At 57.4% G+C, this 20,145-nt stretch carries 18 protein-coding genes; 3 read left to right on the top strand and 15 right to left on the bottom strand.

Features of this window, described 5'->3' with window-relative positions; genetic code table 11:
• Positions 1-10 precede the first annotated feature (10 nt).
• Positions 11-1,207, top strand: coding sequence for an acetate kinase (locus ABJM11_RS05165; protein WP_348296058.1), 1,197 nt, complete (start codon positions 11-13; stop codon positions 1,205-1,207).
• A gap of 26 nt (positions 1,208-1,233) precedes the next feature.
• Positions 1,234-3,387 carry a phosphate acetyltransferase gene (gene pta / locus ABJM11_RS05160; RefSeq protein ID WP_348296057.1) on the top strand — a complete coding sequence of 718 codons (2,154 nt, stop codon included), beginning with the start codon at positions 1,234-1,236 and terminating at the stop codon, positions 3,385-3,387.
• Between the two features lie 24 nt (positions 3,388-3,411).
• Here the strand turns inward: pta and der are convergent, their stop codons facing one another.
• The 13 genes from der to trmJ all read right to left on the bottom strand — a co-directional run bounded on the left by der (position 3,412) and on the right by trmJ (position 16,189).
• Positions 3,412-4,836, bottom strand: coding sequence for a ribosome biogenesis GTPase Der (gene der / locus ABJM11_RS05155; RefSeq protein WP_348296056.1), 1,425 nt, complete (start codon positions 4,834-4,836; stop codon positions 3,412-3,414).
• 62 nt (positions 4,837-4,898) lie between these two features.
• Positions 4,899-6,071, bottom strand: a complete 1,173-nt coding sequence (gene bamB / locus ABJM11_RS05150) for an outer membrane protein assembly factor BamB (protein ID WP_348296055.1) — start codon at positions 6,069-6,071, stop codon at positions 4,899-4,901.
• Entirely contained in the window at positions 6,071-6,727 is a 657-nt protein-coding gene (locus ABJM11_RS05145; protein ID WP_348296054.1) for a tetratricopeptide repeat protein, read from the bottom strand. Before ABJM11_RS05145 ends, bamB begins: the two co-directional genes overlap by 1 nt.
• 51 nt (positions 6,728-6,778) lie before the next feature.
• Positions 6,779-8,059: a histidine--tRNA ligase gene (hisS, locus tag ABJM11_RS05140; protein ID WP_348296053.1), complete on the bottom strand. Its 1,281-nt coding sequence runs from the start codon at positions 8,057-8,059 to the stop codon at positions 6,779-6,781.
• Positions 8,060-8,099: 40 nt separating this feature from the next.
• Positions 8,100-9,218 (bottom strand): flavodoxin-dependent (E)-4-hydroxy-3-methylbut-2-enyl-diphosphate synthase, encoded by a 1,119-nt coding sequence (ispG, locus tag ABJM11_RS05135; RefSeq protein WP_348296052.1) that lies wholly within the window; start codon positions 9,216-9,218, stop codon positions 8,100-8,102.
• 37 nt (positions 9,219-9,255) lie between these two features.
• On the bottom strand, positions 9,256-10,305 hold the full coding sequence (locus ABJM11_RS05130) for a RodZ domain-containing protein (protein ID WP_348296051.1): 1,050 nt from the start codon (positions 10,303-10,305) through the stop codon (positions 9,256-9,258).
• On the bottom strand, positions 10,295-11,059 hold the full coding sequence (gene pilW, locus ABJM11_RS05125) for a type IV pilus biogenesis/stability protein PilW (protein ID WP_348296067.1): 765 nt from the start codon (positions 11,057-11,059) through the stop codon (positions 10,295-10,297). Before pilW ends, ABJM11_RS05130 begins: the two co-directional genes overlap by 11 nt.
• An 87-nt stretch (positions 11,060-11,146) precedes the next feature.
• Complete coding sequence (rlmN, locus tag ABJM11_RS05120) at positions 11,147-12,259, bottom strand: 23S rRNA (adenine(2503)-C(2))-methyltransferase RlmN (RefSeq protein WP_348296050.1); 1,113 nt, start codon at positions 12,257-12,259, stop codon at positions 11,147-11,149.
• Positions 12,260-12,321: 62 nt separating this feature from the next.
• Positions 12,322-12,750, bottom strand: a complete 429-nt coding sequence (ndk, locus tag ABJM11_RS05115) for a nucleoside-diphosphate kinase (protein ID WP_150993152.1) — start codon at positions 12,748-12,750, stop codon at positions 12,322-12,324.
• A gap of 67 nt (positions 12,751-12,817) precedes the next feature.
• Positions 12,818-13,966, bottom strand: coding sequence for an IscS subfamily cysteine desulfurase (locus ABJM11_RS05110; RefSeq protein WP_348296049.1), 1,149 nt, complete (start codon positions 13,964-13,966; stop codon positions 12,818-12,820).
• A gap of 15 nt (positions 13,967-13,981) precedes the next feature.
• Positions 13,982-14,479: a Fe-S cluster assembly transcriptional regulator IscR gene (gene iscR, locus ABJM11_RS05105; protein ID WP_348296048.1), complete on the bottom strand. Its 498-nt coding sequence runs from the start codon at positions 14,477-14,479 to the stop codon at positions 13,982-13,984.
• A 77-nt stretch (positions 14,480-14,556) separates the two neighbouring features.
• On the bottom strand, positions 14,557-15,330 hold the full coding sequence (gene cysE / locus ABJM11_RS05100; protein ID WP_348296047.1) for a serine O-acetyltransferase: 774 nt from the start codon (positions 15,328-15,330) through the stop codon (positions 14,557-14,559).
• Between the two features lie 4 nt (positions 15,331-15,334).
• Positions 15,335-16,189 (bottom strand): tRNA (cytosine(32)/uridine(32)-2'-O)-methyltransferase TrmJ, encoded by an 855-nt coding sequence (gene trmJ, locus ABJM11_RS05095; RefSeq protein ID WP_348296046.1) that lies wholly within the window; start codon positions 16,187-16,189, stop codon positions 15,335-15,337.
• 199 nt (positions 16,190-16,388) lie between these two features.
• Between trmJ and ABJM11_RS05090 the strand changes: the two genes are divergently transcribed.
• On the top strand, positions 16,389-17,186 hold the full coding sequence (locus tag ABJM11_RS05090) for an inositol monophosphatase family protein (protein ID WP_348296045.1): 798 nt from the start codon (positions 16,389-16,391) through the stop codon (positions 17,184-17,186).
• A gap of 65 nt (positions 17,187-17,251) precedes the next feature.
• Here the strand turns inward: ABJM11_RS05090 and secF are convergent, their stop codons facing one another.
• Together secF and secD are read right to left on the bottom strand one after the other, a co-directional pair.
• Entirely contained in the window at positions 17,252-18,208 is a 957-nt protein-coding gene (gene secF / locus ABJM11_RS05085) for a protein translocase subunit SecF (protein WP_348296044.1), read from the bottom strand.
• Positions 18,201-20,075 (bottom strand): protein translocase subunit SecD, encoded by a 1,875-nt coding sequence (gene secD / locus ABJM11_RS05080; protein ID WP_348296043.1) that lies wholly within the window; start codon positions 20,073-20,075, stop codon positions 18,201-18,203. The genes secF and secD overlap by 8 nt, the downstream gene beginning before the upstream one ends.
• Positions 20,076-20,145: the final 70 nt, after the last annotated feature.

The following is a 20,145-nucleotide window of genomic DNA, read 5'->3' as shown; positions in this document are numbered from 1 at the left end:
CGGATTGGAAATGGAAGGATCGATACTTGTCATCAACTGTGGCAGTTCGTCGCTCAAAGTTGCGCTGTTTGATGACCACCTGAACAAGCTGGCCAGCGGCCTGGCTGAAAGACTCGGCAAAGACGATGCCTTTGCGACGTTGGAAGGCCGTAAGGAGTCGATCGAACTGGCAGCCGGCGCCAAACATCGGGATGCGCTGAATGCACTGGTGAAGGTATTGCAGGACAGCGGGTTGCTTGATGTCGAACCTGCGGCCATCGGTCACCGGGTTGTCCATGGTGGTGAAACCTTTCGCCAGGCCGCCCTGATCAAAGAAGATGTACTGGATGCCATAAAAGAATGCGCGAGCCTTGCGCCACTCCACAACCCCGTCAACATGGCCGGGATCGAAGCGACTACCGCCCTGTTCCCTGACATTCCCCAGGTAGCGGTATTCGATACCGCCTTCCACCAGACCCTGCCTGAGAAAGCGTTTCTCTACGCCGTTCCGCTGAGTTTGTACAAAGACTGGGGGGTACGGCGTTACGGCTTTCACGGCACAAGCCATCAGTTTATGGTCAGTGAAGCCGCGCGAATGCTGGGCAAAACACCTGCCACCACCTCAATTATCTCGGCGCACCTTGGCAATGGATGCAGCATTACTGCCATCCGTGACGGCAACAGCGTTGATACCAGTATGGGGCTGACCCCACTGGAAGGTCTGGTAATGGGTACCCGTAGTGGTGATGTCGACCCGGGCCTGTTCGATTTCCTTGCCAATAAGGGTGTGCCCGCCCGGGAGGTTCACCGGTTGCTGAACAACGAAAGTGGCCTGCTAGGGCTGTCAGGCCAGACCAACGACATGCGGTCCTTGTGCGAACTGGCCGATCACGGCCATGAACCATCTCGAACGGCCATTGATGTCTTCTGCTTCCGCCTCGCCCGCTATATAGGTGCCATGATGGCCTCTCTGGCTCACCTGGACGCGCTGGTATTCACTGGTGGGATCGGTGAAAACAGCAGCCTGGTAAGACAGAAAACCCTGGGACACCTGGTCCTGTTCGGCTTTACGATCGACAAGGAGCTGAACAGCCATCATGGCAGCATCAGCGATGGTCAGATCGAGGGCGCCGACAGTCGGTTCCGTGTCCTGGTCATACCGACCAATGAAGAACTGGTGATTGCCCGTGAAGCCCTGGCTTCAGTCCGGCCCGGAATGGTCGGCTAATCACGAATCAACGCAGGGAGCCTGTCATGGCAAAGAACCTTTATATTGCGCCCACTTCCATGAATTCCGGCCTGACATCGGTATGCCTGGGGTTGCTCCGCGCCCTCGAACGGGTCGGTGTCAGCGTGGGGTTCTACAAGCCGTTTCGTCAGTCGGTCCATGAGGGCGAAGCCCACCATAATCGTGGTGAAGACACCTCTGTAGCCTTTGTTCGCGCCCGCAGCCACCTTGAGCCTCCCGAGCCCATGAATCTCAAGGAGGCGCAGAAACTTCTCAACACGGGCAAGGCCGATCAACTGCTCGAAACCATCGTTGGCGAATACCAGAAGGTTGCCAAAACCGTTGACGTGGTCATTATTGAAGGCCTGGTTCCGGACCGCAGCGAAGCCTATATTGCGAGGCTGAACGTTGAAGTTGCCCGTAACCTCGGCTCCGAGGTTGTACTGGTAAGCACACCTGGCAATACTGACCCGAAAACCCTGGATGAGGAACTGGATTTTTACGCCCGCCTGTTCTCCAGCTCGGCCGATCAGGAAGTCATTGGGGTTGTGCTTAATAAAGTGGGTGAGCCAGAAAAGTCGGAATTCACGCCCCGGGTAAATTCCCGAGCCACGGAAGAGACCGTCGATTACGGCCAGGTCTGCAAGGTATTCAGTCAGGGCCGCTACCGTTTGCTCGCGGTCGTCCCCTGGCAACCGGAACTGCTGGCGCCACGGGTATCAGACATTATTCGTGAAATGAATTCGGAAGTGCTCCACGAAGGCGAAATGCACACACGACGCGTTCAGAAGGTAACCGTCAGTGCGCGCACCATCCGCAACATGGTGGACACGTTGAGACCCGGAACGCTCATGGTTACTCCCGGAGACCGTGAAGACATTATCGTGACCACCGCGGTTGCTGCACTCAATGGCGTTCCCCTGGCGGGCATGATGCTGACCGGCGGGCTGATGCCCGACGACAGAGTGGTGGATTTGTGCCGCCGTGCACTGGAAACCGGTCTGCCGGTTATGCGAGCTGAAACCAATACCTACGAAACCGCTCACCGGCTGGCCAACCTTTCCCCGGCTATCCCCGTGGACGACCCGGACCGGATCGAAAAGGCCATGGAGGCCGTCGCCACCCGCATCGACGCCGAATGGCTCAGAGAGCACCTGAAAGTGGACCGTCAGAGCCGTCTATCACCACCGGCTTTCCGTTACCTGCTGTCAGAGCGCGCCAGGGCTGCTGCCAAACGCATCGTGCTGCCAGAGGGTAACGAGCCCCGCACGGTTCAGGCTGCGATTATCTGCCACCAACGGGGATTGGCCCACTGCATCATGCTGGGGGACCGTAACGATATCGCCAATGTCGCCCAGTCCCAGGGCCTTGAACTGCCCGAAGACCTGGAAGTCATCGATCCGGCCGAGGTTCGCAAAGACTACATCGAGCCCATGGTGAAGCTTCGACAGCACAAAGGGCTTGCTCCCGACATGGCTGAAGCGATGCTGGAAGATAACGTGGTTCTGGGCACCATGATGGTTGCCGAAGGCAAGGCGGATGGCCTGGTCTCCGGTGCGGTCCATACAACCGCCAACACCGTGCGCCCGGCAATGCAGCTTATCAAGACCCACGATCATGCCAAGGTTGTGTCGTCGGTTTTCTTCATGCTGCTGCCACAGCAGGTTGTGGTTTATGGAGACTGCGCCATCAATCCTGACCCTAACGCCGAGGAACTGGCCGATATAGCCATTCAGAGCGCCGGTTCAGCGGAAGCCTTCGGGATTGAGCCCGTCGTGGCAATGATCAGTTACAGCACCGGCGAGTCCGGCAGTGGCAAGGATGTGGAAAAGGTACGCGAAGCCACCAGAATTGCCCGGCAGAGGCGGCCTGACCTGTTGATTGATGGCCCCCTGCAATACGACGCCGCGGCCATAGAGAGCGTTGCCAGAAGCAAGGCCCCGGACAGCAAGGTTGCCGGCAAGGCCACAGTGTTTATCTTTCCGGATCTGAATACCGGCAATACAACCTACAAGGCCGTCCAGCGCAGCGCCAACGTGGTGAGTATCGGCCCGATGCTTCAGGGCCTTAGAAAACCGGTGAATGACCTTTCGCGGGGCGCATTGGTGGAAGACATCGTCTTTACCATTGCCATAACCACCGTACAGGCCAAACAGGTCGAGGACGCAGGGCTGGTCTGACAATCAGCCCCGCCCCTGGCAGGCTTAGCGTTTCTTGCTCTTCATTCTTGCTTTTTTCTTGACCGGCCGGCCCTTTTTGATGTCGTTATCCTGCTTGACCTTCTGACGGGGTGTCAGCCGGCTGACCTTGTTGGCAAACGGGTTTTCGCTGGAACGGAATTCAAAGCGGATCGGCGAACCATTTACCTTAAGGACCTTGCGAAAGGTGTTTTCAAGATAGCGTTTGTATGCGCCCGGCAACGCATCCGTCTGGTTACCGTGCACAACGATGACCGGAGGATTGGAGCCGCCCTGGTGCGCATAACGGAGCTTGATGCGTCGGCCCTGCACCAGCGGTGGCTGATGCTGGGCGGTCGCATCCTGCAGAATGGCGGTCAGGCGGTTGGTCGGCCATTTTGCCATCGCTGATTCGTAACAGTCATGGACCGAGTCGTACATCACGCCGACGCCGGAGCCATGAAGCGCAGAAATGTAATGTTTGTCGGCGTAGTCGAGGAAGTCCAGGCGACGCTGAACCTGTTCCTTCACCTTCGCCTTGTCTTCCGGGTCCATGCCATCCCATTTGTTGACCGCAATCACCAGAGAGCGGCCCGCATCCAGCACAAAGCCAATCAGGTGCAGGTCCTGGTCCACCAGACCTTCCCGGGCATCAATCACCAGAATAACCACATGGGCGTCGTCGATTGCCTGCAGCGTCTTGATGATGGAAAACTTTTCCACCGTTTCACTGACGTTTTTGCGACGGCGAACACCCGCGGTATCAATAAGCGTGTATTGATGATCCATCCGCTCGTAGGGGATGTAGACGCTGTCCCGGGTGGTACCAGGCATGTCGAACACCACCACCCTGTCTTCACCCAGCATGCGGTTAACAAGAGTGGATTTACCAACGTTCGGGCGACCAACGATTCCTATCCGAATGCCGGGGTAACGGTCTGCGCGATCCTGAGCTTCACGCTCCTCTTCCGAGGGCAGTAGCTCTTCAAGCATCGAACGGATGCCCCTGTTGTGGGAAGCCGCGATCAGGAAGGTCGACTGGAAACCCAGTCCGTGGAAATCGGAGGCAGCAATATCCGGGTCCTGACCATCGGTCTTGTTAACGACGAGGTGCGCCTGCTTGCCGGTCTTTCGCAGTTGGTCAGCAATCAGCTCGTCACCACCATTGAGGCCCGACTTGCCATCCACCAGGAACAGCACAATATCCGCCTCTTCAACCGCCTGCATCGACTGGCGGGCCATTTCCGCATCAAGACCTTCCTCACCGCCGGTCAGTCCACCGGTATCAATCACAATAAACCGCTGGCCCTCGTAATTGCCCTCACCGTATTTACGGTCACGGGTCAGGCCGGGAAAATCCGCTACAAGCGCATCCCGGGAACGCGTCATCTGGTTAAACAGTGTCGACTTGCCAACGTTGGGACGTCCGACAAGTGCAATTACAGGGGTCATAATCTTTCGCTACACAGTAAACAGGGCCAGCGCTTCACAGCGATATGGCCGGAAAGGAACGCTCAGTCGCGCTCCCGGATTTTAAGAACAGACATTTTACCGCTATTGCCATAAACCAGAAGGTTTCCGTTCTGGAGGCGCTGAAAAGGCACCCGTAATCCTTCATCGTCAAACTCAAGCTGGCCCTGGAGGCTACCGTCCTCCAGTGACAGCATGTGGATGTAACCTTCGTAGTCGCCAACCAGCAGGTAGTCGCCAAAAACGACCGGCTGGGTGGGCTGGCGCCAGGACAACCTGTCCTGAACCCACAATTCACGACGATCCGAGCCTTGGTAGGCTGTGATGTCACCGTCCGCGCCGGCTACAAAAATGTTGCCATTGCCGATCATCGGAGACTGCAGGCTTGATTCCTTCCGGCTCCAGATTTCCTGACCACTCTGGAGGTCAACCAGCGCCAGCTTGCCCTGATAACCAACCACCATGGCCGCGCTTTCGAGAATCAGCGGCTCGCCGGCAACGTCAACCAGTCGTTCCAGCTCTGTTCGGCCCTGAGGCTGTCCAACCTCATATTGCCATACCGGCTGCCCGGACTCAGTAGCTATGGCCATCAGTTTGCCGTTCGCCAGTGACGCAAGAACCAGGTCTGCACCCACCAGGGGGGATGCCGCAGCCCGCAGGGACAGTACCGGTACGTCACTGTCATACTGCCAGGCTTTTTCGCCGCCGTTGGTGTTGAAGGCAAGTACTTTGCCGTCGATGGTCTGCACAACGACAAGACGCCCGTTCGACTGGGGGGAAGCCAGCGCCTCGTTTGGGAGAGGCTGCTCCCACAGCTCGGTGCCGTCCTCCCGCGAAAGTGCCTTCAGCTGCGCGTCGCTGGTAACCAGATAAAGATTACCCTGATCGCCGCCAACTCCGGCACTGATGTCCTCCTCAAGCTCCTGATACCAGGCAACGGCACCATTTTCAGGGTCAACGGCCCAGATTTCTCCCTCGGCCGATGCTGCATAGAGGGTATCGCCGGCATTCAGCGGTGCCAGATAAAGGAATTTTTCATTGTGGCCTTCTCCAACACCCATCGTCCACACACTTTCGAGCTCCACAGTGGCGGAGATTTCAGGCAGCGGTGCGGGCTGTTCGAAGGTATCCGTGCTGCTACAACCGGCCAGCAGTGCCATCACCAGCAGGCCAATCAGGGAAACGGAACGCCTCTGCCCGAGCAACATCAGGGGCATCAGGCTCCCTCCCCTACGCCAAGATCCGACAGCTTGAGCTCGAGAATACCGCTGCGCCCCTGCTGGCTCTGATCTCTGGCAGCCAGGTAGGCTTCACGGGCACCATCGCGGTCCCCCTGGGCCAGCAGGATGTCGCCTTTCAGTTCGGTAAAAATGGCACTGAAGCTGCCAGCATCGCCCACATTCCCGATGATGGAAAGGGCCTGGTCATACTGTTCAGCCGCGAAATGGGCGCGGGCGAGCCGGTTACGGATTACCAGTGCCAGCGGCCCCGATTCACCGGCCTTTTCTTGCGCCCAGGAGAGGGACTCAATGGCAGCCTCCGCATCATTCTGCTCCATCATCTGTTGCCGGGCCAGCATCAACATACCGTAGATGGCAAATGCACTGTCGGCGTAATCCTCACGCAGCGTCTCCGCCACATAGGCCACGGTCTCGGCGCGGTTTTCATCACTCTCATCGCTGTAGGCGTTGATCAGGTCAGCAAACTGGGAAGCAGCCTCGGTGCGCTGCTGCATCTGGTGGTTCTGCCAGGCCTGCCAGCCAAAAACGATGGCCAGTGCCGCAGCGATACCAATCAGGAGCGAGCTGCCATTATTCTTCCACCAGTCCTTGATTGCCTGGACCTGTTCTTCCTCAGTGCGCATTTCAGCCATGATGACTCCTGTAATAAATGATTATTGTGCCTGACGCCTTTCAGTCCGCCATCAGCGGCCCAGCATTTCTTTCAGTAGGTCCGCAAGTTCAGCCTGAGCAACGTCCTGCTGCGGTTCATCCGAACGCAGAGGCTTGAGACCAACCGTACCCGTGGCCAGCTCGTTCTCGCCAAGGATAACCGCATAGCGGGCGCCGCTGCGATCTGCCTTCTTCATCTGGCTTTTGAAGCTGCCGCCGCCACAATGGCTCATTACCCGCACTTTCGGCACGGCCGAACGCAAGGCCTCGCCCAGTGCCAGCGCCGGTGCGACTGCCGCGTCGCCCATGGCCGTCACATACACATCAACATTGCCGTTCACACTGGCCGGAACAAGGTTGAGTGTTTCCAGCAGGAGGATCAGCCGTTCGAGCCCCATGGCGAATCCGACGGCGTAGGTGGACTTGCCACCCAACTGCTCAACCAGTCCGTCATAGCGGCCACCGGCGCACACCGTGCCCTGAGCACCAAGGCTATCGGTAATCCACTCGAAAACCGTTTTGCCATAGTAATCCAGCCCACGCACCAGCCGCGGATTCACGGTATAACGGATGTTCGCGGCATCCAGCAGTGCACGAAGTTCCCGGAAGTGGTCCAGAGACTCCTGATCGAGGTAGTCATCCAGCCTGGGCGCATCCACAAGAAGCTGCTGGGTTTCCGGGTGTTTGCTGTCAAGAATGCGCAGAGGATTGGATTCCAGACGGCGTAGACTGTCCTCATCCAGCTGATCCCGATACCCTGAAAGGTAGGCCACCAGAGCCTCGCGGTATTCGCGACGGGCTGCCGAGGTGCCAATGGAATTGATTTCCAGGCGGGTATGCTCCCCCAACCCGAGTTCACGCCACAAGCGGGCCGTGAGCACCAGCAGTTCAGCGTCGATGTCCGGGCCATTCATGCCAAAACATTCCACACCTATCTGGTGGAACTGACGATATCGTCCTTTTTGCGGGCGCTCGTGCCGGAACATTGGCCCTGTATACCACAGGCGCCGGGTCTGGTTGAAAAGCAGGCCGTGCTCTTCCGCAGCGCGGACACAACCCGCCGTGCCTTCCGGGCGCAGGGTCAGGCTGTCGCCGTTCCGGTCTTCGAAGGTGTACATCTCCTTCTCGACGATATCCGTTACTTCGCCGATAGAACGTTTGAACAGGTCAGTCTGTTCCACCACGGGCATACGGATTTCCTGGTAACCGTACTGCGAAAGCACCCGCCTGACCGTGTCTTCCACAAACTGCCATACCGGCGTCTGCTCTGGCAGGATATCGTTCATCCCGCGAATTGCCTGGATCTTAGCCAAGTTACTACCTTATCAGTTTCAGTGATTTGACGATCGGCACTCAGTCGCTCGAGCGGGTAATGATCGCATCTTCCTTTTCCTTGCGGCGGGCAACTTCCTCGCGGATCAGCCGCTCCAGATCGTCGGTCAGGTTGGCATTGTCCAGCTTCTGGTTAGGCTTGCCCGACATATAGAACAGGTTCTTGGGGCTGCCGCCGGTCAGACCAAGATCTGCCACCTTAGCCTCGCCAGGACCGTTGACGATGCAGCCAATAATGGCCACGTCCAGGGATTCGTTGACGTCTTCAAGCCGCGCCTCAAGGTCATTCATGGTCTGAATAACATCAAAGTTCTGCCGCGAACAGCTCGGGCAGGCAACGAAGTTGATGCCGCGGCTGCGCAGGCGCAGGCTTTTGAGGATATCGAAGCCAACCTTGATTTCCTGCACCGGATCCGCCGCCAGTGACACTCTGATGGTGTCGCCAATGCCGTCCATTAACAGCATGCCGAGCCCGATAGACGATTTCACCGTGCCGGAACGTAAGCCACCGGCCTCCGTGATGCCCAGATGCAGGGGCTGATCAATCTGCGCCGCAATCAGGCGATACGCCGCGACGGTCATGAATACTTCCGACGCCTTGAGACTGACCTTGAAATCCTGGAAATCGTGCTTGTCCAGAATGTCGATATGACGCATGGCCGATTCCACCAGGGCTTCGGGTGTGGGTTCGCCATATTTGCGTTGAAGAGCCTTCTCCAGTGAACCGGCGTTCACCCCGATACGGATCGGAATATTACGGTCACGAGCTGCGCTGATCACCGCGCTGACGCGGTCATCCCGACCAATATTGCCGGGATTGATCCGCAGGCAGTCAACCCCCAGTTCCGCTACCCGCAGCGCAATCTTGTGGTCAAAATGGATATCAGCCACCAGCGGCACCGACACCAGGGAGCGGATCTTGCCGAAGGCCTCAGCCGCATCCATGGATGGCACCGATACCCGCACGATGTCGGCACCAGCCTCCTGCAATGCACGGATCTGACCAACCGTTGCATCTACGTCGCAGGTATTGGTGTTGGTCATACTCTGAACGGCGATCGGAGCGTCCCCACCTACGGGAACATCACCCACCATGATCTGGCGGGATTTACGTCTTTTGATCGGAGATTCGTGATTCATAGCCTGCTAACCGGAAAAGTGTGTACGTGAGTAACTATCAGATATCCAGCGTGAATTCTGCACGGTTATTGACGACACGGAAACCGGACATATTCACCGGGTCACCGTCGAAGCGTATTGATTCAACGGCATCAACAGCGCCAACAATCACCTCAATCGGCACCCGTCCGGATACTTCGATCCGGTCACCGTCCTGCTGCAGCGAGCCTACCAGACGATTGCCTGCGGAGTCGGTTACCTGAACCCAGCACTCGTCACTGAACGTCATTTCCAACCGCGCACTGCCAACTGCGGCGGCCGGCTGGGCGCTCTCCTCGAACGCGGGTCCCGGAGAACTGGTAACGACCGGTACGCTGCTCTCGGTAATGTCGCCAGACGGGGCCGATTCAGGCTCCTGAGCAGTGTCTCCGGCCCCAGCGGATTCACTATCGGCAACCCGGGAATCCTCTTCCTGCTCCCCAACTGCCGAATTGTTTTCGTCCATTATCGCTGGTTCGTCAATGACCGGCTCATCGTCCATCGGTGCCATTTCTGTCACGTCAGACCCGTCCCCGGTGTTCGTACTGATATCTGCTGCGTCAGTGCTTTCGCCTCCGGGTTCAACCTCGTCGGTCATCTCTGACGCGACGTCGGGACTGCCAGACTCTTCAGGCGCCTGCGTTAAACTCGTTGTATCCAGTACACGTAGACCAATGAACACGGCAACGGCAATCACCAGGAGAAAAAACAAAAGCTTGGCAATCCGCCGTTTCTGGCGCCTGCGGCGTTCAATATCTACCAGGGGATTCAACTCTTCCGCCTGGGCTTTTTCCTGCCTTAAGGGTTCCAGTTCCTTATCCAGTGTCGCAATCACCGCATCCGGGTCCAGGTCGACCTGTCGCGCATAGGTTCTGACATATCCCTTCAGGAACAGTTCACTGTCGATCTGTCGGTAATCACCATCCTCGATGGCATGGATTACCGCCGGGCGCAGGTGTTGCGCATCAGCGACAGCCGAGACACTCAGCCCCTTCTGCTCCCGCGCGCGCCTGAGTTGTTGCCCTGCGGGGTCATTCACCACTGACTGTTGCGTGTCATCACTGTCCATTTGAGGTCATCACCCTGTATTGTTGGTATTCGACAGAGTTCGGGAAGTTGTTCTTTAATTGCAGCCCCAGGCTCGATGCAAGATTGCGGTCGCCAAAATGGTGAGCAATACGGATTCCCGTGTAAAGGCTCTCCGGGGAGTGGCGAAGGTTCTTGTTGCGTTGCATCAGGTTCGTCAGGCGGCTGTAATGGCGAGAGGCAGCTTCATAATTGCCAGCCTCAACCAGTGTACGAGACAGTGCGAGCAGCGATCTCGCGTCGCCACGGGACAATTCAACCGCCCGCCGATAGGCCGTAGTCGCGCCTTCCAGGTTGCCGATTCGCTCCTCGGTCAGGCCCAGATTGAAGAATACCGACGCTCTCTCACCGTAGCCGGTGTCTCTGGACGCAGCGAGGAACTGATCCCGGGCCTCTTCAAACCGGCGTTCCCCGTACAGATAAGCCCCGTAGTAAACACGCCCACGGGTATAATCCGGATCATTGTCGAGTGCATCCTTGAATGACCGCTCGGCGAGTTCCGGCTCGCCCTCCGTCTGATAGACCAGGCCCATCGCTGCCAGGGCACCCGGGTTGTCCGGTGAAATTTCAAGCGCACGCTCAAGATGGTTCCGGGCGCGATCCACATTGCCCTGGCCAATATAGGCGGTCGCCAGCTTGACGTAGTTCCTGACGGCCTTGTCGCGGTCGGCTTCGCGCGCGAATCGGCTATCGGTATTGGTCACACAGCCTGTGACAAACATTGCCAGCAATACCATGGCAAATGCGGCCCGGACCCGGTTTACTGGTTCAGATGTCACAGTTGGCAATTCCTCTTGTATTCAGGGGTGAACGCTCACCCGGGTTCATGGACTGACCTGGTGCACCTGTATGTAACGCTGGCTTCTTTTCGTTCGATCTTCCACCTTGCCAACAAGCTGACCGCAAGCGGCATCGATGTCGTCGCCCCGGGTGGTTCTGACAGTTGCAATAAATCCCGCCTCATTGAGAACCGTCTGGAAGCGACGGGTGGCGTTCATGCTCGGCCGCCGGAAATCACTCTCCGGAAACGGATTGAAAGGAATCAGGTTGATCTTGCAAGGCAGACCCCGCAATACCACCGCCAGCTCCCTGGCATGTTCAGGCTGGTCATTAACCCCTTCGATCACCGTATACTCGATGGTCGCCTTGCGCTTGTCTGGCAAACGCGCCAGGTAGCGGCGGGTGGCTGCCAGCAACTCCGAGATCGGGTACTTTTTATTCAACGGCACCAATTGGTTACGTAATTCATCATTGGGGGCATGAAGCGAAATGGCCAGTGAAACATCGGTAACCTCTCCCAGCCGGTCTATGGCAGGCACCACACCGGAAGTGCTTACCGTGACCCTCCGCTTGGAGATCCCGTAGGCCAGGTCCTCCATCATCAGGTTCATGGCATCAACCACGTTATCGAAGTTAAGCAGCGGCTCGCCCATGCCCATCATCACCACATTAGTGATCGGACGATCCGGGCCCGGCTCAAAGGGCATGAATGCCTTGCGGGCAACCCAGACCTGGCCAATGATTTCTGCGGCGGTCAGATTACGGTTAAAGCCCCGCTTTCCCGTCGAGCAGAAGGTACAGTCAAGACTGCAGCCAATCTGTGAGGAAACACACAGGGTGCCACGCTCGCCATCGGGAATCAGCACGGTCTCGACACTGTTGCCGTTATCCATCCGCATGACCCACTTGCGGGTACCGTCTTTGGAGGACTCATCGTAGACCACTTCCGGACCACGAATTTCTGCAACCTCCTGGAGTTTTTCCCGCAACACCTTGCTCATATTGGTCATTTGATCGAAATCATCGGCGCCGCGCTGATGAATCCACTGCAACACTTGCGTTGCCCGGAAACGCTTCTCCCCCAGGGATTCAAAGAAAGCCTCCATTTTGGCCTTCGGCATTCCCAGAAGGTTGGTTTTCTCAGCAACAGCTGTCATTTCATAACCTCAATCAGATAACCAATCCGGGCCGGAAGACTTTCCGGCCCGGGCCAGCTCAATCAACCGCGCGGGCAGATCTCACTGTCATTGAAAAAATACGCAATTTCACGCTCGGCCGACGCTGCGGAATCCGAACCGTGAACAGCGTTTGCATCGATAGAGGACGCGAAATCGGCGCGAATGGTGCCTGCTTCCGCCTCTTTCGGGTTGGTAGCGCCCATCAGATCACGATTTTTCAGAATAGCACCTTCGCCTTCCAGAACCTGAACAACAACCGGGCCGGACGTCATGAACGCCACCAGATCATTGAAAAACGGGCGCTCTTTGTGCTCGGCATAGAAACCTTCCGCCTGCTCCTGGGTCAGATGCATCATCTTGGCGGCAACAATCGTCAGTCCTGCTTTCTCAAAACGTGTATAAATCTCGCCGATCACATTTTTTGCGACTGCGTCGGGCTTGATAATCGAGAGCGTGCGCTCGTTTGCCATGATCTGTCTCCATTCAGGTTCAGAAAAATTTCAGGGTTGGGATTATACGCAGTCCGGAGGCAACTGCCTACCGCACTGAACGGAGACGGCTAACAACGTCAACGATTTGCGTTGCTGCGAAGTCAGCCTGCTCCGCTGTGGAAAAGCGTCCGAAAGAAAACCGCAGGGCCCGGTGAGCCTGCTCATCGTCCAGACCGATGCCTTTTAATACAAACGATGGCTCGACAGTGGCAGAGGCACAGGCCGATCCCGAAGACACTGCGAGATTTCTCAATCCCAGCATCAGTGATTCCGCGTCCACACCTGCAAACGACAGATTTACAATGCCTGGCACACGGTGCTCTTCACTGCCATTGAGTATCACACCTTCAAGGTTGCTCAACCCTGCCAGAAAGCGACTGCGGATGTCTTCCAGCATTTGCCTGTCCTGCTCAAGCTGCGCGCTTGCAAGCTCGAACGCCTTGCCCATACCCACGATCTGGTGGGTTGGCAATGTCCCGGAGCGCATACCCCGTTCGTGGCCGCCACCATGGATCTGCGCCTCGATGTGCACATCCGGTGACCGACGGACATAAAGGGCGCCAATACCCTTCGGGCCATAAACCTTGTGGCCGGAGAGCGACAGCAGATCCACCGGGGCGATACTGACATCCACTTCCGTCTTGCCGGCAGCCTGGGCGGCATCAACGTGGAACAGCACCTCTCGTTCGCGAAGCATGGCACCTATGGCAGCAATATCGGTCTGGCACCCCAGCTCATTATTCACCATCATCAGGCTAACCAGGACCGTATTATCCTGAAGCGCATTCTCCACCTGCTCCGGGGAAATGCGGCCGTCCGTTCCGGGTGTCAGCCAGGTGACGCTCACACCATGCTGTTCAAGCCATTTACAGGTATCAAGGACCGCCTTGTGCTCAATCACCGAGGTCACAATATGGGGATTGTCATGACCGGCAACAGCACCTTTTATGGCCAGGTTGTCAGACTCAGTGGCTCCGGACGTCCACACGATCTCTCGTGGGTCAGCGTGGATAAGATTCGCAACCTGGCGGCGGGCACCTTCAACGGCGGCTTCGGCCTGCCAGCCGTATGCATGGGAGCGCGAGGCAGGGTTCCCGAAAACACCGTCAAGGGTGAGGTATTTGCACATTTCTTCGGCAACAGCGGGGTCCACGGGCGTGGTCGCCGCATAGTCCATATAGACGGGCTTTTTCATAGAGGCTTCGGATATTCAGGCCGGCGCCTGATCGTTAAGGCGCTCGGTGTTGATCGTCTGTGAATCACCTTCGGAATGACGCCTGTTTTGCCGGCTGGCAACCACCTGAATTTCCCGTTTTCTCATCAGGTCACCGAGACTGATATCGCTCAGGAACTGGTGGATCTGGTCGCTGAGATCAGACCACAGGTGGTGGGTCAGGCATTTCTCGCCATTCTGGCAATCACCCTTGTTGCCGCAACGGGTGGTATCCAGGGATTCACTCACCGCGTCCACCACCTCCGCAATGAAGACGGCGTCGGGTTCGCGGCTCAGGCGATAGCCACCGCCGGGCCCCCGGATACTGATCACCAGTTTGTGACGGCGAAGGCGGGAAAAGAGCTGCTCGAGATACGAGAGGGATATCTCCTGCCGGGCGGAAATATCCGCCAGACTGACCGGCCCCTGATCCCCGTGAAGGGCCAGATCCAGCATTGCCGTCACCGCATAGCGGCCTTTGGTGGTCAGTCTCATAAACTCAGCCCCGGTCAGGGATTGATTCGGTTTTAACAGGGCCGAGTATGAATTGACCAACCATTTCAGTCAAGTATTCACCGCTGCGACGGCTCGTCTTCCCGCACGCAGTCGAAGTCCTCCTCCTGCAGCGGCGGAAGCTCACCGTTCTGATATTCGCTATTAACCTTTCTCAGTGCCTTGCACATGTTCTCAATGCGGTCATCAACCACATGCATATGGTCCAGCAGGCTGCGCATCGCCCGGGCAACCGGGTCGGGCATTTCCTCGGTCACGCCGTAGGCGTCAAAGCCCATACGCTCTTCCATTTCTTTACGGCGTACACTGTCCTCGCCCTTGCGTTTGACCACCACCCGCCCCGGAATCCCGACCACGGTCGCACCCGCGGGAACCGCCTTGGTAACGACAGAGTTGGAGCCTATCTTGGCGCCCTCACCCACATCGAAAGGGCCCAGAATCTTGGCGCCGGCGCCAACCACAACACCATTGCCCAGCGTAGGGTGGCGTTTGCCCTTGTTCCAGCTGGTTCCACCCAGGGTCACGCCCTGATAGAGCGTAACGTCATCGCCAATAATCGTTGTTTCACCGATCACAACCCCCATACCGTGGTCGATGAAGAAACGACGACCAATGGTCGCACCAGGGTGAATCTCGATGCCCGTCAGCCAGCGGGCAAGCGTCGAGAAGGTACGCGCCAGCCATTTCAGGCCAAGGTTCCAGAGCCAGTGCGAAAAACGGTGACACAGGAGTGCATGAAGTCCGGGGTAGTTGGTGAGAACCTCAAAGGTGTTGCGAGCTGCGGGATCACGATGAAAAACACTGTTCACATCTTCCCTTAAACGTTCAAACATAATCCTATTCCTGCTCACCGGCTGTGAAACCAGCCTTTGACGTATTTTGTCCTGTCTTGCCAGCGCCAGCGGACTTCTGCACGGCAGTCAGAACCCCCCGGAGGATGTTGAGTTCCGTCTGATCCAGTTTCGCTCTCTGGAACAGACGGCGCAACCGTGTCATCAGCAGCCCGGGCTTTTCGCGGCGATGGAAATCCACATCCACCAGCACCTGCTCAAGATGCTCGAAAAAACCTTCAACGTCCTTGACTGGTGCCGGCGGCACATCCCAGCCAGCATCCCCCGGCGCGGTCATTGGTTTGAGATAGGGGCTGCCTTCGCCGCCTTCAAGCCCTCGCAGGTAATGCATGCGTAATTCATAACACATCACCTGAACGGCCATGGACAGATTCAACGAACTGTAGTCCGGATTGGACGGGATATGAATGTGGAAGTGGCAGCGCTGCAACTCTTCGTTGCTCAGACCATGGTTCTCACGACCGAACACCAGCGCAACAGGCCCGGCCCCTGAATGCTTCGAAGCCATGGCTGCGGCTTCCGGCGGCGCAATAACCGGCCAGGGAACCTTGCGGCCGCGGGCGCTGGTACCCATAACGCACACACAGTCCTCAATCGCCTCGTCGAGCGAGCTAACCACCCGGGCATTATCCAGAACATCTGAGGCCCCCGCCGCCCGGGCGTAGGAGGTTTCGTCAGGAAACGAGACCGGGTTGACCAGCCAGAGACTGCCCAGCGCCATGTTCTTCATGGCCCTCGCAACGGCCCCGATATTGCCGGAATGCGACGTTTCAACCAAAACAATTCTGATCTGGTCGTCAAAGGTGTCGGTGCCCTCCTGGGGCATCGCGGACTTGTGCATGGTGCTCGTGTCTCTGTAGTAATCTGTAAATAGAAATCCGGGAAGGCGCGTATGATACCAGATTTCGCCCCTTCCCTGCCTCTCCGGACAAGCCCTGATGCAGCGCAGTCAGTGACATTGTGGAGTCGAAAAACATACAAGCGGTGTCAGTTTTTGATATGCTATGCGGCCTTCACACACCCGGATAATGAACACTCAGATGCAACCAGCTATCAAAATGGCCCTGCGCGTCGCGCGTCAGGGGTCCGACTATCTGAAATCACACTTCGAACGCCAGGAACCCAATGGCGACAGCGAAGACCGCCGCAAACAACTGGAGCGGGTCGAGCAGTCTGTTTACGACAATTTTTCCGAGCAGCTCGAAAAAGCCTACAAGGACCACGTGATCGCTCCGCTGAACGAGGCGGACGCTGACGGCAATGACAAAAGCTGGCATATTTTTCCGGTACTCGGGCGTGAGAACTTTCTGCGCGGCATTCCTGATTTCGCACTGGCACTGCTGCAAAAGAAAAACAATCGCACCGAGAACCTTCTGCTGATCAACCCGGTCACCGGAGAAGAGTATTCCGCCAGTCGTGGCCATGGCGCAGCGCTCAACAGCCGGCGCGTACGCACCAGCGAGGTCAAGCATTCCGACCGCGCGGCGGTGGTCAGCAACCTCCTGGACCAGACCCGTCACGGCGATGACCCGTTGATGTGGGGCGAAATGGCCTCACTACTGGCCCGCGACAGCAGCATGTTCCGCACCGCCGGTTGTGTCGCACTGGATATTGCCCGGGTATCATCCGGCCACCTGGACGCTGCCGTTATTTTCCGTCCAGAGCCCGCGGACCTGGCCATCGGCGTAACCCTGGCACTGGAGTCCGGCGCACTGACGGGCGACTTCTCTGGCAACCCGTCAACGGAGAAAGCCAAGCAGCTTATCGTTGCCAACCCCAAGCTGTTCCGGGAAGTACTGAAAACCCTTCACCCCTTCCGGGGCCGCCTGCCACGCTGAACCGGCCGGCATAAAAAAAGCCGCAATCCCGTGAGGTGTTGCGGCTTTTTTATGGCTGCGCGGAATTACATCCGGTTCAGCCACTCGGGCGGTTGCTCTTCTTCCTCTTCCTGACCGGCCAGCCCTTCCTTAGGCGGAATAATCAGGTCCTCGCGGGCCACCCCAAGGGCGATCAGCATGTTGGCAGCAACGTAAATGGATGAGTAGGTACCCACCACCACGCCGATCATCAAAGCCAACGCAAAGTTATTAATGGCCTCGCCTCCGAGGAAATACAGCGCCAGCAAAACCACCAGCGTGGTGCCAGAGGTATTGATCGTCCGGCTAATGGTCTGGTGGATGGACTCGTTGATGATGTGCTCGGAATCGCCCTCCCGCATCTTGCGGAAGTTTTCACGAATCCGGTCAGCAACAACAATGGTATCGTTCAGTGAGTAACCGATAACCGCCAGCAGGGCCGCCAGCACACTCAGATCAAAGGTCCACTGGAACAGCGCAAATACACCAAGAACAATAATAACGTCGTGAGCAAGTGGCACAACCGCCGCAATCCCGAACTTGAACTGGAAGCGCATGCCGACATAGATCAGTACGACCGCAAGGGCGATCAGCATGCCGAGGCCGCTGTCTTCCTTCAACTGGTCACCAACCTGGGAGCCGACAAACTCGGAGCTGACCAGCTCCATTTCCGCGCCAGCGTCCGACAGAGCTTCCATCACCTGAACCGCCAGCTGATCGTTATCTGACTCAGCCATGCGTATCAGCACGGTGGTGTCTGACCCGAAGTTCTGGACCACGAACTTCTCGTAGCCGGCCGCTTCCAGAGTCTGCCTGACGTCGTCCAGTGCCGGAGCCTCCTGGTACTCAAGCTCTACAGATGTGCCGCCGGTAAAATCAAGGCCGAAGTTCAGGCCACGCGTTGCCATCAAGGCGATCGCGGCGATGACTAATGCAATGGACACAACAGAAGCAACCTTCCGTATGCCCATAAAATCGATGGGTTTTTTCTCAACTTCAGACATTGGCCAGCTTCCCTCCGATCGACAGTTTTTCGATCTTTCGACCGCCGTATACAAGATTCACGATGCTGCGACTGACCATCAGCCCCGAGAACATCGATGTGAGAATACCGATCGACAGCGTTACCGCGAACCCTTTCACCGGGCCCGAGCCCATGGCAAAAAGGATGACGGCCACCAGCAGGGTGGTAATGTTGGCATCGAAAATCGATACAAAGGCCCGGGAATAACCAGCGTTAATGGCAGACTGAGGCGGAACGCCTGTTTTCAGCTCCTCCTTGATGCGCTCAAAGATAAGCACGTTGGCGTCCACCGCCATGCCCACCGTCAGTACAATACCGGCAATACCCGGAAGGGTCAGTGTCGCCGAGAGTATCGACATACAGGCAATCAGCAGCATCAGGTTCAGTGTAAGCGCCACGTTGGCAATCAGGCCAAAGCCACGGTAGTAAACCACCATGTAGCAAAGCACCAGTACGAAGCCAAGAAGCACGGACATCATGCCCGCATCAATGTTCTTCTGCCCGAGGCTTGGGCCAATGGTGCGTTCCTGGACGAAGTACATGGGCGCGGCCAGCGAGCCGGCCCGCAGCAACAGCGCCAGCTCCGAAGCTTCGGGAATGGAATCCAGACCGGTAATCCGGAAACTGCTCCCGAGCGCGGACTGAATAGTGGCAAGACTGATAATGCCCTTTTCCACCACCCGGTTGTCGACGGTGCGAGTTTCGCCATCCACAACCACTTCTTCTGTTTCTGTGCGGTATTCGATAAACAGCACCGCCATCCGGCGGCCGATCGCGTTCCGCGTCGCCCGGTTCATCAGGTCACCGCCCACGGAATCCATGGTGATATTGACCTGTGGCTGGCCGTTCTCATCAAATGCCTGCTGGGCATTGGAGACGTTGTCGCCAGTCACGATAACCTCCCGCTCCAGGCGAGCCTCGCGGTTCGGGTTGTCACGGAACTGGTAGGTTTCCGTTGTTGCGGCTGCCGCGTCCTGGCGTGCTTCAAGGCGGAACTCCAGGTTAGCGGTCGCGCCAAGGACGCGCTTTGCAGCTGCCGTATCCTGAACGCCAGGCAACTCAACAATAATCCGGTCGGCACCCTGGCGCTGTACCAGCGGCTCCGCGACACCCAGCTCATTCACCCGGTTGCGGATAGTGGTCAGGTTCTGTTGCAGGGCGTAATCCTGGATCGACTTGATCTCGGCTTCCGAGATGGTAAGTATCAGGCGGTATTCGCCCTCCTCACTCTCTTCGTCCAGCAGAAACTGGTTGTACTGGTCACGAATAAGGTCAAACGCTTCGCTGCGGGACTCTTCATCCCGGAAGGTCAGAACGATGGAGTTGTCGCCCTCCAGATCACCGCCGCGATAGCGCACGCGTTCCTCGCGCAGTTCTCGCTTGATCTGGCTGGACATGGCCTCGAGGCGTTGCTCGACGGCCGTTTCCATATCCACTTCCAGCAGGAAGTGAACGCCACCGCGAAGATCCAGGCCCAGTTTCATCGGCCCCGCACCCAGACTTTTCAGCCATTCCGGTGTCGACGGCGCCATGTTCAGGGCCACCAGGTAGTCCCTGCCCAACGCATCCTGGACAACCGGCCTGGCCCGCAGCTGGGCGTCGGCATTATTCAGACGGATCAGGGCATCACGCTCCTGGATCTCGGATTCCTTGACAGCTATCCCCTTCGCCTCGAGCGCATCAACAGCCCTCTCCAGAATCCTCTGATTGACCTCGGTGCTACTGCGCGCACCTGTGATCTGTACGGCGTAGTCGTCGGGGAAGACATTAGGCAAAGCGTAGATGAGCCCGATCACCAGAGCGATGACGATAACCAGGTTTTTCCAGAGCGGATACTTGTTCAGCATGGGGTCCCTTTAAGCCGGCCAACAGGCCGGCTGTGATGTTTCAGCTTGGCAAATTCAGACCTGAGTGAAA

Origin of the sequence: Marinobacter sp. (genome assembly GCF_039977835.1) — a bacterium.
GTDB lineage: Bacteria > Pseudomonadota > Gammaproteobacteria > Pseudomonadales > Oleiphilaceae > Marinobacter.
Note: the sequence above shows the minus strand (reverse complement) of the source record. Positions and strands in the feature narration are given on the sequence as shown.